We start from the raw sequence: 13,270 nt of genomic DNA, 5'->3' as shown, positions 1-13,270 counted from the left end.
TATCTAGCGGGCTTTTAAAGCCGCCTTTAGCTCTTCGCCTTTTTCGTCCCGCAAGGCGGCGCAAAGCTCAATGGACTCAAGGGTTTGAGCGAGGCTACGCTCATATCCGGGGATAACCTCGGCATTCTCTGTCATAAAGCCCCGAACTTCATCCCGGCGATCCAGCGAACAGAAATATCCGCCAGCGCCCGGCATGCGGCCTTTACGAACATCCGGCACGCGATCCGTGACATATTGCGTGAAATTGGCTTTTAGCCAATCCCACGTCATATCCTGAAACTCATCTGATCCCATCAAACCATAGACGATAGAGCTGGATTGACGTCCGGTGAGCGGGCCGTCCTTATCCAATGCCAAAGCGAGAAGTTTATTGGCAATTTCCGGATCTGTTGTGGAGCTCAAGGCCCCCAAAGCCGAGCTTTTCTCTAGCGGACTTCCGCTTTCCGCTAGGGCGACGAGCGGCTCATAAGCCGCGTCTCCGTCCATTTTCATGGCTTGGGATAGGGCCAGGCCGAGCATGTTCGGCGCAACGGCGTCTTTATCCGCCTCTCCGTCCAGTCCCAAATAAAGCGCGCCCTTTTTCGCCATTTCCTTGGCTAAAACTTCATCTTGACCACGGCGTATCAAGAGCGAGGCCAGAGACGGCGCGAGGAGGTTGCCCTCAATCGTATCTGTCCCGACTGTTCGTGCGTAACGGTCAGCGTAATTCTCCTGGACATAGCGAGCCAGGTCTTCATCCGTTCCCGACAGATCATCGCCCATGAAACCGATAAGAGCTCTCGAGCTGGACGCCACATCATATTCCGGATGAGTGGCGAGTTGAGACATACCGCTTAGGAAAACAGATGAGTCGACTTCCCCGGCCCGGTAGGCCGCTTCAAGACTGTCCTGCACCGTCAAAACCTCGCGCGTGTTCAACTTATCAATATTATTGATGAGATTTGTCCACCCCTGACTATCCAGAGAAAAGCGATAATAGCCGGAGCCGTTTTCATTGAGCGTCACCCAGTCGGCATATTCACCATTGCGGGGGGACACAATCATACCCGACTTTTCGGTTAGGAGCTCACAGCTTTTCACCGTCTCTTCTCCGTAGCCAAATTTAGCACAAACCGGAATTTGCCAAATCTGTCCTTGGCTCGTTTTGGAGCCAAGCGGCGTGTAACGGGACTGGGTAAGCATAACGGCCGTTTGGGGCTCAGTCGCTTCTTCTTCGGTCAAATTCAGTTGGACCACTTCACCCGACACAAGCGGCAAGCCGGGTTGATCGACAAAACTCTTCATGGCGGAAACGACATCCGGATTACCGGATCCGTCCGCAATAGATTGGAAGAAATCGTCGCCTGTGGCCACATCATCTGCGTAACGTTCCATATGCAGGCGAACGCCATCGCGAAAAGCCTCTTCGCCGACATAGCTTTCAAACATGGACAGCACGCCGCCGCCTTTGCGGTAGGTAATACTGTCAAACTGATCCATGACATTCTCCGAGCGCTCAAGCGGCTCCCGGACTTTACGAGTCGTTGAAAGCGTATCCGTATTCATTGCGCCCAAAGCGGATTTCAATGTGTTGCGATCATAATTGCCTTCCGGCTTCCACATGGATGTCCCTTTATTTCCGGACCATGTCGCGAAAGCCTCGTTCAGCCAGATGTCTTCCCACCAGACAGGCGTCACCAGATTACCAAACCATTGATGGGCCAGTTCATGGGAGTGAACTCCGGCATAGGAACGAATTTGAGACAGCGGCGGGTTATCCCCCAAGAGGAGCAAAGACTCGCGGTAAACAATCGCCCCGGGGTTTTCCATCGCGCCAAAGGCATAATCCGGCGCGGCGATTAAATCGAGTTTTTCATAGGGATAAGGTGTTCCGAAATATTCTTCGAGCGCTGTGAGAATGCCCTGGGTGTTTTCGAGAGCATACTCCATATTTTCGCCCTCGCCCCGTGCGGCAATACCGCGAAGACGAAGATCACCTTTTCGAATCGAGTTTTTCGGCAAAATGCCATAATCCACGACGTCCCAAGGGCCGACCCCAAAAGAAATCAGATAGGTCGGGAGGGGACGCGTTTGAGCAAAGCTGTGATTTGTCCAAATCTCTCCATCAATCTCAACATCTTTCGTTCCAAGCTCAGGCGTGTTGGCATAAACAAACTGATCTTTCGGGGCCATGATCGAAATGTTGAACGGGACTTTAAAACGGGGCTCGTCAAAGCTTGGAAAAGCTTCCCGCGCGCCGAGCGGCTCAAACTGCGTGACGATATAGGCATCGTCTCCGCGCCTGACTTGATAAGCAGAATTGAGCGCTTGATTATAAGGCGTCTCATATTCCATCACGAGGGACGCTTTGCCTTCCGGCAATTCCGCCTCGGAGGTAAGGTAAGCTATTCCAGACGGCGCTTCTTCCAAAGCCACGGCGTTAAACTCCAGCGGATAGGATTCCTCGGCCCCATATACAATTTTTGCGCTCGAAACATTCATCTCCTTAGCGTGAATCCAGATTTTCTTTGTCGCGTCTTTTACATTTACATCAATCGTGACACGGCCCGTCATACTCTCTGCCTGCGGGTCTATGCGGAACTGAATATCATAGGATGTCGGCATAACCGTGTCCGGAAGCTGGGCTTGCGGGATACTGTCCGCCTCAACCTTCATCGGCGCAGTTTCAGCCATTGTTTCGGATTGCGGCGTCGTTTGAGCATAGCTGGCACAGGGCGCGAGTAAAAACCCAACGGACACCAAAGTGGCGAGAGAGAAATGTTTGGGGGAAAAGCGAGGCGTCATAAAAAGTCCTTTAACAAATTTTCTTTCTGATAAACGATAAATCTGGGTATAGCCAGAGCCCAAATCCAGCCGCGGTAAAGGAAATTTGCCCTTTTTGGACGGAGAATGCTGTTCTCTGGGCTATAAAACTGTCGCAAATTAAAAGGTTATGCTATAACAACACGGCATGAGTGCTGAACCGCCAAATCTGCAAACCGTCGAAGATACACGCTTTGACCGTCCTGACCGACGCGGGCGACCGGGACGGCTACCCCCGGAAAACGCATCGCGAATTACGCGCCGTATTACGGCTCTGGCTGTGGGAGTCGGTGTTATTTTGATGATCGGCAAAGTCCTTCTCTGGCAGAATACGCACTCTGTCGGCGTGTTGTCCTCATTGGTGCATTCAGGCCTTGATATGTTTGGCGCCCTCTCCAGCTTTGTGGCTGTTCGCTACGCCGCCCGAAAACCTGACGGGCGCTATCGATTTGGGCGCGGTAAAGCCGAAGGGTTCTCGGCGGTCTTTCAGGTCTGCCTGATTGTCTTTGCCGCCTTTCACCTTTTGGAAGAGGTTATCCACCGAATTGAGGCCGACGAAGCCTTAACGCATTCCGGCGTTGCCATTGCGGTCATGTTTCTTTTCGTCATCATAACAGGCTGGCTTTTGATCGCGCAGAGCTGGGCTATTCGGGCGACCGGGTCTATTGCTGTCAGAGGCGACCGCGCGCACTACCTAGCCGACCTGTTTGCGAATCTGTTTGTTATTTTCGGCCTGGCTATATCTGCTTTTACGCCCTTTATCTGGGCAGATGCGGCCGTCGGGCTCTTTATGGCACTTTGGCTGCTCTACACGGCCTACCGCGTGGCGAGCCTGGCCTGGGCCCAGCTTATGGATATGGAACTCAACGAAGATGAAAGGTCTCTTATCATCCGACTGGCCATGGCCGACCCCCGCGTCAGGGCCGTAACCGAGCTTAGAACTCGCGCGTCGGGGCCTCATATTCACATTCAAATGCGTCTGGATATGGACGAGACGCTCTCTCTGTCCGAAGCTCATGATATTATTATCAATGCGGAAAAACGCCTTATGGCCGATTTTCAGGCCGCTGACATTCTTATACATCCACACCCGGCCGGCTGCGGTCATTCTCACGGTAATCGACGGTTCTTTTCCGACACAGAATCTGCTAAATCTTAGCGTCTATTAAGTCTTCTTTACCTATATTTCGCTTAGTTCATTTGGATGCGCACTCTTTACCATTTTGCCCTGCACCCCGCGAGCCGTCAGGCGCGAATTGCGCTGGCCGAAACAAAATTGAAAGTTAGCGAGAGCCCGGTAAATCCTTGGCAGCTGGACAAAGGCAATTGGGAAGATTTCGAGAAAGTCACGCCCGAAGGCGTTCCGCCTACTCTGATAGATGTTATTCCCAATGGTAAAGTGGTCATCACCGGAGCGCGCGCCATTTGTGAATATGCCAATGACGGATCCTCCCGCCACCCTTTGCTCTCCGATGACATTGTCGAACGCGCCGAGGCCCGACGCCTGGCTGACTGGATGGACCAAAAATTTACCCAAGAAGTTGATGCCTTTATTTTACATGAGAAAGTCGAAAAAGCGGTTGGCGGGTTAGGGGCCGCCGATACGTCCGTCCTGCGCGAAGGCCGCGCGGCCCTAGTCCAGCATCTGGGTTATTTCTGCTGGCTTCTGGATCAACGGGATTGGTTAGCGGGGCGGCATTTCAGCCTTGCCGACATCGCCGTCGCGGCGCATATTTCCTGCCTAGATTTCTTGGGCGAAATTAATTGGCGCGAGTGGCCAACTTTGAAAGACTGGTATCAAAAGGTTAAATCCAGACCCTCCATGCGTCCACTTCTGAATGACCGCATTCCGGGCTTCCGCGCGCCGAGGCATTATACCGATCTGGATTTTTGAGAGCTGTGGCGAAAAACACTCAAAATAAAACGTCTAAAACTGTCTTATCTAAAGATGCCCTCAATCGAATACGGTCACTTGGGTTTACCGAACCCCACCTTGTGGATCTCAATGAATTCGGCACTCAAGCAGGCGACTATCTCAGAGACTTTGTTACCAAACATCGTCACGGGACAATGGAGTGGATGGAAGAAACGCTGGAGCGGCGATCCCATCCGCAAAATCTCTGGGCCGACGCCAAGACGGCGGTTGTACTCGGCATGAATTACGGGCCGGACTCTGATCCCCTGCTGACTCTGGACGAACCCGAGAGAGCGACCATTTCCGTTTATGCCCGCAACCGCGACTATCATGATGTGATGAAAGGGCGGCTCAAGGAAATTGCCGGGTTAATTGCCCGAGATACCAAGCATGACGTAAAAGTCTTTGTCGACACGGCCCCCTTGATGGAAAAACCTCTGGCCGAAGCCGGCGGGCTGGGGTGGCAAGGCAAACACACAAATCTGCTCAGCCGCGATTACGGCTCCTGGCTGTTTATCGGTACGATTTTAAGCGCAGCTGAATTGACCCCGACACCTGCTGAAAAAGATCATTGCGGAAGCTGCCGCGCCTGTCTCGATATTTGTCCGACCGATGCGTTTCCAGCGCCTTATCAACTCGATGCGCGTCGCTGCATCTCTTATCTCACGATTGAGCATTCCGGACCGATAGAAGAAAGCCTGCGTGAAAAAATGGGCAACCGTATTTACGGCTGTGATGATTGCTTGGCTGTCTGCCCTTGGAATAAATTCGCTGTTATCGGTCAGGAAGCGAAATTATCCGCGCGAAGTGACCTGAACGCCCCCCGACTCTCAGAGCTGGCGGAACTTGGGGAAGAGGGCTTCCGCCGGCACTTTTCGGGATCGCCCATTAAACGAATTGGATGGAAACAATTTCTCAGAAATGTGCTCTATGCGATAGGCAATAGCGGACAGTCTGACCTTAAATCAACCGCGCATGAATTTGTGAATGATGAAAATTTTGTGGTCCAAGACGCTGCAAAATGGGCGGTGAAACGACTTACCAAGACTTGAATTTTCATCGTGCGGAGACCACGTCTTCGGCAGGCTTAAAATCCAAGCCGGTGCTAGCGCGCCATTCAAAACAAGACGACCGACATCATTGCCGGAGCCTCTAGGAAGTAAGAAATGACCCGGACGCAGGATCTGACGCTCACCTTAATTGCGCTGTTTATTTTACTTATTATCGGCGCGCTAAGCTTTCGCAATCACTTCGCCGAAAAGCCTTCAATAAAACCGCATCGCCTCCCCTGGATGATTATCTGTCTCGGCTGCATCGCCACAGCCTTTATGGTGCTCGTGCATTTGGTCAATTTAATGGGTTTTGAGACAGGACGGATGTGAGGGCAGATAAACAACCCCGAAGTCGGCGTAACGCACACCTCTCGAATTAGAAAATAGCCATTTCAACACAGGTGAATTTCGTCATTTTCCCAAATCTGTAATACCAGCCGCCGCTAATTATCGAGCGGTCCAGCCTCCATCTATAGAGAGGTTTGATCCCGTGATATTCTCAGCCGATATAGACGATAGAAACAGGACAGTTTCGGCAATACTTTCACATGTTACAAACTTTTTTGTTGGTTGCGCGCCAAGGACAATTTTTGTTTTGACTTCTTCCGCCGTTATGTTTCGGGCTTTTGCTGTTTCCGGAATTTGCTTTTCCACAAGATCGGTTAAAACATATCCCGGTGAAATTGCGTTTACTGTCACGCCGGCCTCGGCGCACTCCAACGCAACGCTTTTCGTCAAGCCAATTAAGCCGTGTTTGGCGGCAACATAAGCGCTTTTATACGGAGAGGCGACTAGAGAATGTGCGGACGCAATATTAATAATTCGTCCCCACCCAAATTGTTTCATGCCGCCCAGGCAATTCCGTATCGTATGAAAGCTCGAGGTCAGATTTATAGCCAGTATCTCGTCCCATTTATCTGTCGGAAAAGTCTCGATCGGTTCAACAAATTGAACCCCAGCGTTATTTACCAGAATATTTACAGATCCCATTATTGAGCTTGCCTGGTCTATCATGGATTTAATTTCGATCGGCTTTCTCATGTCGGCCGCAGAATAATGAATTTTTCGTCCTGATGTTTCAGACAGATTTTGTCGAAGAGTTTCAATTTCATCGACATCCCCAAACCCGTTTATCATGACATCTGCGCCCGCATGAGCCAGTCCTGTGGCAATGGCTAGACCTATGCCGCTTGTGGAACCTGTCACGACAGCTGTTTTATTTGTAAGGTCGATCACAGGAGTCCTCGAAATTTATATCGAATTAGAAAAAAGCTCTGCGTGTCGTGACATGACCGTTATAAAGGGACTGGCCGAGATCGTGACACGCAGAGAGTGGGGAAATATTTAAGGAGCGGAAAGCCACGTTAAAAGCTTGTTCTTTGACGCTGTACTCCAGCCAAGTTCCAAGTGATTTACAGCGATCGTAGACCCGCCTCCGTCATTTGTAATTCCAACTGTGTCCGTGCAGCTTGCTGTGAATACGACTCCGTCTGAAGGGCCGGTATGCTCATTGTGAAGCAGCGCTATATCCGGCTGGTTTCCGCAAAGATTTTGAACGCGAACGGTTCCGGGAGAAGCGCTATTACGTATATCATCTACGAGGGAGTCAGCTAGATAATGTGAAATTCCGGGACCTTGGGAATAATATCCATATCCGCCATAAAAGGTCGTATACCAATCCTGCTCATAAGTTGGCAGACTATAAACACTGTCCCAGCGCTTTAGGAGTTGTTTCGAACCTGGGAAATAATCTGACCCATAACTCCATTCTTCACCGTCTCGCCAATAGCCGTAACAAACAAGGTTCTCATGAGGTGTCGGGCCGTTAATAACGCCGCCGCATTCAGGATAGACGGTCAAGCTGAAGGTCCAGCCATGACGAAAAGACAAATCAATGCCATTATTGGCCGAGCCCAAAAGCATAAGTCGACGCACATCCCCTCGATAAACCGTCCCCCAAGGCTGCCGTACAGAAGAGATATACATACGTGTATTTGACGCGGCTTTGGACCATGCAATCACATCAACTTTGGAAGCGCCTGTCCGCATTTTGATAATGGATATGGCATCCGCAATTTGTTCGGACCAAAAATATCCATCCCCATTTTTATGAGGCAGGCCGAGGGCGAAAACCTTATAATTATTAGTCGATAGGGTCTGCATCAATCCAGTGCTGGGGCAGGAATATCTTCCGCATCCATAAGGCCCGGCTTCATTGGGATTTGCCCAAGCCAGGTCGGCATCCTGATTTGCACCGTGGACTAAAAGGACTGGTGTCGCGTTGGTATTCGTATCCCAGCCCGGTGCATAATACATAAGAAACTTTTTTGAATGGGGCGTTGAGTCCCCACCAAAGAATGTCACACGTTGGCCCGTTTGGTCTCCTCGGCCATCGGGCGGAAATGCTTCCTGAGTAAATGCTGATAAATTATCGCGCCACCGTTCAACCTTATCCCAGCCATTATTGATTCCCGAGCTATAAGTAGCCTCCAGGGTGTGAGGGCCTGCGAATGCTACAGGCGCAAGAGTCAAACCGGCAGAAAGGCACAATGTCGATAGAGCGAACCGCCATATTTTCGCTTTCCAGTTTTTAATCGTTTTCTGATTCATCAGTCTTCCTCCGTTGCTTGAATTAATTATTAACGTTCAGTCTCCGCTGAATGGTTTGGGCTAATTTTGTTCGGTAAGTCTGGACATCTTCCATGCAGCCAAAGGATAAGAACGCATGGATAGCGCCGGGAATGCATTCGACGCATACATCCACTCCCGACTGGCGAAGGCGGGTAGCGTAAGCCAAAGCTTCGTCCCTCAAAGGATCGCAATTTCCTACTATTATATATGTCGGGGGAATGTCGCTTAGGGACGTGGCCATTAAGGGAGATATGCGGGGATTGTCGAGATTTAGCTTGCCCGCCGTATAATCATCGACACTTTTGTTTATAGCCGCGCGAGTCAGGAAATGCGCCCCGTCTCCATAGGTCTGTCGTGAAGGGTAGGCCGAGTGGGGTTTAAACACGTCGAGCATCGGATAGAGCAAAAATTGCGCCGCTATTCTATCTTTATTTTCTGGGGATTGAGCCAATACAGCTGCAAGATTTCCTCCGGCGCTATCGCCCATGACTGCCAGCCGGTCAGGGTCGCCATAGAAATTGGCAGCGTGACTCGAAAGGTATTCCAACGCCGTTTGCGCATCTTCTAAGCCCTCTGGAAAGGGGTGTTCCGGCGCAAGACGGTAATCGACACTAATGATATTTGTGCCGCTCTGTTTTGAAATTGATTTCAAAAAAACATCATACTCGTTCAGACCGCCTAAAGCCCATCCTCCCCCATGAAAGAAAACAATCAAGGGTGATGCATCCGCTTGGCATTCAGAATGAAAATAAACCCGGGCAGGAATTCCCCTCTGGGAATTAGGAATAGTTATATCTTGCGTTCTAACGCCCTTGAAATAATCCGGGCCTGCAAACACTGTGAACATCTCGCTCGCGAGTTTTCGCGCCTGTGCCATTGGATCCCCTTCTTGTAGAGGCGAGGCGTAAAGCAGGGCATTTATTTCCTCGACCAGTTTGGCCGAGGCTGCATCCATTTCTTCAACCGCCAAGACGTCTGGCAATTTGTTTTTCTTTTCAGTCATGACGTTGATTTCCACGCCATCAATATTTGTAAATTACACGGAAATCATAGGTTCTTGGCGCCGCATAGAAGCCGGTTTGAACGCCTGGAAATTCTGCCAGGTTAAACCCTTGAACCCGAATAGTGGCATCCGTTGCATTTTTAACACCGGCCCGGAACTCCCACCTGTCATCCCTGGTTTTCAAAGCGGCAAACGCATTAACAACTTCGTGGCTATCCTGAGTCAGTTCGGGTGACGCCGTAATTTCAATAGCTCTTTCACCGCGATAGGCTGCGTCTGCATGGAAGACGGCTTTGAAATTATTTGAAACAGGCTGTTCATATGTGGCGGAAACACTGCCGTTCCACTTGGGCGCATTCACCAACGGTCGATCCGTAACGTCAGTCGCAACACCGCCCACAAGAATGTTAAACTCATCATACTCAGCATCCAGCCAGCCCAAAGTACCGGTCAAAGTTAAACGGTCAGTCGGTTGAGCTAATATCTCTAATTCGATGCCTTTGATTTTGGCGGCTGCAGCATTTGTAAACTGACTGACGAAAACCCCGGTAACAGGGTCGGCCCCAAAGGACGTCACCTGCAAGTCAGTATAGTCATTATAAAAGGCCGCGCCATTTGCGATGAGGGCGCCGTCAAGCCAGCTTGTTTTGAGACCCGCTTCGTAACTCCAAACATATTCCGGATCAAATGACTGAAACGCGAAATCTGTCGTGGCGCGTCCGTCAAATCCGCCGCTTTTGAAGCCGCGCGAAACAGAGCCATAAATTAAAGCGTCCTCCGTCGCTTCATAAGATACCGAAAACTTGGGCGTGAAAGCATTGAAATCGGCTTCGCCGCTAATAGGCGTGCCTGGGACGCCTACCCCGCTTAAAAAGGGCGGCGTGTTTTCAATAACGGAAATAGAGGGATCGAAGAAATTCTCAAATTGTCGCTTCGACGTTTTTTCTTCATGCGTATATCGAAGCCCTGCACTTACATCCAAACGATCTGTAAAGGCATAAGTGGCATCCGCAAACGCCGCGTAAGAATCCGTTACCTGATCTGTTTGCGCAAGGCTGGAGCTTGCAAACCCGAATTGTGTGACGGGAAACCCAAATATCGTCGCAGCGCCGTTATCCACACCGGAAAAAGAGATGTCTTCATCGTGAAAGTAATACACGCCGCCAATTAAGGTGAAAGCGCCGCCATTGTCATAAGTCCCGCGAATTTCCTGACTGAATTGATTTTGGTCTTGTAACAGCAATATATCCAGAACAGGAAAGGGAGAGCCGTCTGTATCCAGATTCAAGTCAAAGTCCATTTCGCGGTAGGAGGTGATTGATTCAAAGGAGACGGCTTCGCTGGCCTGCCAATGCGAGGTCAGAGAAAGCCCCCAGGCTGAAAGGTCTGACAGTCCATTTGCGTTTACATCTACCGTATATTCATCTGCACTGGCAGGAAGCGTGATAATTTCTCCCGTATCAGATGCGACTGAGATCGGGGTCAATCGGGACGGACTACGGGATGTGTCTGGACGTTCCTGTTTAGCGTCAGCGGAAAGGAGGAATTCCAGGTTATCTGTCGGAGTAAACAGCAAAGCTGCCCGACCAGACAGAGATTCCACATCTCCATCATCCTCACCTGTCACAGAGTTTGTATTATATCCGTCGCGCTGAGTTGCTGAAAAGGCGAATTTTCCGTTCAATACACCTTCTGCCAAAGGGCCGCCCACACGTCCTTTTAATGTGCGGAAATCGTAATTCCCGACTCCCGCTTCCAGGTAAGCATCAAATTCGTCCGGCGGAGGGGTCGAAACAAATTTAACGGCGCCGCCAATTGTATTTCGGCCATATAAAGTCCCCTGCGGCCCACGCAGAACCTCGACACGCTCTACATCAAAAAGTTCAAGAAAGGCCGCTTGTGACCGCGCAATAAAGACGTCGTCAATATAAACGCCGACGCCCGGATCGGCAAAGGCCAGAGAGTCATTTTGCCCAATTCCCCGTAAATAAACGACAGCGTTTGAGGCGTCTCCTTCATCAAAGTAAAAATTCGGAGTGGCGTATTGTATGCCCGAAAGGTCGTCTGCCTGCAGTTCGGAGATACGCTCTTCGCCAAATACAGACACGGCTACCGGAATATCCTGCAGCGATTCTTCCCGCCGGCGCGCAGTCACAACAATTTCGTCATAAGGCGTTCTTGTTGTTGAGCCTGGAACAGAGTCAGAGCGTTGTGGATTTACATTTTGAACGCCAGCGTCTTGGGCATAAGCCCCCTCCGCGCACATTATCAAACTGGCGGCGCATATTCCTGAAAGCCACTTATGATTTGTTCGCGCGGTAAATCTTTTCTGCACCTGACTGGACAAAACTGACATATTCATTCCTCCCCGGCTGATTTATTTTTAGGGCTTAAAGCCGATCAGCTCTGGAAAGGTGTTATAAGAGATGAAGATAATTATCGACGACTGAAGCGGTCAAACTGAGAGGACATTTTCGCTCAAACCCTGTTATTAGGATTTATCATTTTCGTTCAATTGCGACACAAAGGCTGCGGGCGTCATGCCGTTCCAGGATTTAAATGCTCTGGAAAAACTGCGAACGTCAACATATTTTAAAGACTCCGCGACAACAATAACGGGACGGCCCTGCCGCAACATGCTCTTTGCGGACTCATTTAATGTCTCATTTCTCAAGATTCGAAAACTTGTCTTTGCTTCGCTAAGACGTCGGCGAAGCGTCGCGACGCTCACCCCTAATTCCTGGACTACCATTGATTGTTCAGTGATTCCCTTATGTACCAGCTCAACAACGCGCAAACTCAAATCATTCTTTGCGACCCTGCGTTCCCGTTCGGCAATCATATTACTGACTGTATCATAGACTGCCGAGGCTTTTACGATTTGGTCGCGGGGTTTGCGAATAGTCGATGCGGCAGCGGTCAAATCATATTCTAAGGCATAGGCTTTCGCGCCGCATCGTACGGGCGATTCCCAGAAGGATAAAAATCCATCATACATTCCCCTTGCAGGACGCCGCGACCGCACGCACCTGACATGTTGGGATAGTTGCGCCCCCGTAATCAGGGTCAGCATCGCATGCAAGAATATTAAAAGCCCTTCCATCACAGAATAGGCCGCCGGACTATCGGACGGGAAGGCATAAGGAAAGTCGCGATCATCAATGGTGTAGACAAGACAACCTCTTCGACGCGTCACTTCGTTGAAATACCCGCCGTGAATAAGATTATATGTTCTGGCGGCCCTCTTCATCGCGTCTTCAAGATCATCGGCCTGAAACAAAATATCAATCACGAAATCGGTCGTTCCGGGTACCAAAGACCGCTGAGACATACCCAGACTTTCATCATGAGCACTTTCCGTCATATCTTGCATCAAGCGGAAATGTTCCTGAAGAGATATCCAACCCTCCGTTTCATCCTCTGAAGACATAGATTGGCCCGCCGACTCTAAATTCTGTGAACCGGCAATAGTTTTTGCCGCCGTCGCCAACGAAACCATTTCTGCTTTAGGAACAAGTAAACGTGTTATATGCAGTCTCCTTCATTTCAAATTTCAAGCTGTAGACTACCCCTGTAGAAAATTAAATTTTGAAAACACTCTAGTGGTATGAGGTAAGTGTTTTATCAAATGAGTAGTTGTCACCTAAAGTCTGTAAGAATAATGCATAATTACAAGTTTGAAAAATAATGAATTTCATGAAAAGTCAAAACCACAAAGTTTTATACGACGGTCATCAACTTTTATCTATTAAAATAAGTGACTACCTATTTAATAGCCATAAACAGTTGAACTGAGAAAAATCGGAACACCAAGAAACTGAGATTACCGTTCAAGAGGAGAGAAGTCGTCACATCAAATTGTTCCAG

10 protein-coding genes are annotated in these 13,270 nt (G+C 49.8%); 4 read left to right on the top strand and 6 right to left on the bottom strand.

Going from position 1 to position 13,270, the window contains the following annotated elements; translation table 11 throughout:
- Positions 1-3 precede the first annotated feature (3 nt).
- Positions 4-2,784 (bottom strand): M1 family metallopeptidase, encoded by a 2,781-nt coding sequence (locus tag ACN0IC_RS01405; protein ID WP_416876959.1) that lies wholly within the window; start codon positions 2,782-2,784, stop codon positions 4-6.
- Positions 2,785-2,950: 166 nt separating this feature from the next.
- On the opposite strand from ACN0IC_RS01405, the gene ACN0IC_RS01400 reads away from it, so the two are divergent.
- From ACN0IC_RS01400 to ACN0IC_RS01385, 4 genes are all read left to right on the top strand, one after another.
- On the top strand, positions 2,951-3,961 hold the full coding sequence (locus ACN0IC_RS01400) for a cation diffusion facilitator family transporter (protein ID WP_416876958.1): 1,011 nt from the start codon (positions 2,951-2,953) through the stop codon (positions 3,959-3,961).
- Positions 3,962-4,006: 45 nt separating this feature from the next.
- Positions 4,007-4,696 (top strand): glutathione S-transferase family protein, encoded by a 690-nt coding sequence (locus tag ACN0IC_RS01395; RefSeq protein WP_416876957.1) that lies wholly within the window; start codon positions 4,007-4,009, stop codon positions 4,694-4,696.
- A gap of 5 nt (positions 4,697-4,701) precedes the next feature.
- Positions 4,702-5,769, top strand: coding sequence for a tRNA epoxyqueuosine(34) reductase QueG (gene queG / locus ACN0IC_RS01390; protein WP_416876956.1), 1,068 nt, complete (start codon positions 4,702-4,704; stop codon positions 5,767-5,769).
- 114 nt (positions 5,770-5,883) lie between these two features.
- The gene (locus ACN0IC_RS01385; protein WP_416876955.1) at positions 5,884-6,099 is read left to right on the top strand and encodes a hypothetical protein; all 216 of its coding nucleotides are present in this window, start codon (positions 5,884-5,886) and stop codon (positions 6,097-6,099) included.
- 117 nt (positions 6,100-6,216) lie between these two features.
- Here the strand turns inward: ACN0IC_RS01385 and ACN0IC_RS01380 are convergent, their stop codons facing one another.
- The 5 genes from ACN0IC_RS01380 to ACN0IC_RS01360 all read right to left on the bottom strand — a co-directional run bounded on the left by ACN0IC_RS01380 (position 6,217) and on the right by ACN0IC_RS01360 (position 12,902).
- The gene (locus tag ACN0IC_RS01380; RefSeq protein ID WP_416876954.1) at positions 6,217-7,005 is read right to left on the bottom strand and encodes a 3-hydroxybutyrate dehydrogenase; all 789 of its coding nucleotides are present in this window, start codon (positions 7,003-7,005) and stop codon (positions 6,217-6,219) included.
- A gap of 108 nt (positions 7,006-7,113) precedes the next feature.
- Positions 7,114-8,379, bottom strand: a complete 1,266-nt coding sequence (locus tag ACN0IC_RS01375; RefSeq protein WP_416876953.1) for an esterase/lipase family protein — start codon at positions 8,377-8,379, stop codon at positions 7,114-7,116.
- 22 nt (positions 8,380-8,401) lie between these two features.
- Entirely contained in the window at positions 8,402-9,403 is a 1,002-nt protein-coding gene (locus ACN0IC_RS01370) for an alpha/beta hydrolase (RefSeq protein ID WP_416876952.1), read from the bottom strand.
- Positions 9,404-9,422: 19 nt separating this feature from the next.
- Positions 9,423-11,759, bottom strand: a complete 2,337-nt coding sequence (locus ACN0IC_RS01365; protein WP_416876951.1) for a TonB-dependent receptor — start codon at positions 11,757-11,759, stop codon at positions 9,423-9,425.
- 135 nt (positions 11,760-11,894) lie between these two features.
- Positions 11,895-12,902 carry an AraC family transcriptional regulator ligand-binding domain-containing protein gene (locus tag ACN0IC_RS01360; RefSeq protein ID WP_416876950.1) on the bottom strand — a complete coding sequence of 336 codons (1,008 nt, stop codon included), beginning with the start codon at positions 12,900-12,902 and terminating at the stop codon, positions 11,895-11,897.
- Positions 12,903-13,270 lie beyond the last annotated feature (368 nt).

Origin of the sequence: Litorimonas sp. (genome assembly GCA_029936425.1) — a bacterium.
Classification (GTDB): Bacteria; Pseudomonadota; Alphaproteobacteria; order Caulobacterales; family Maricaulaceae; genus Litorimonas.
The sequence above is the reverse complement of the archived record's forward strand: the minus strand, read 5'-3'. Positions and strand labels throughout refer to the sequence as shown.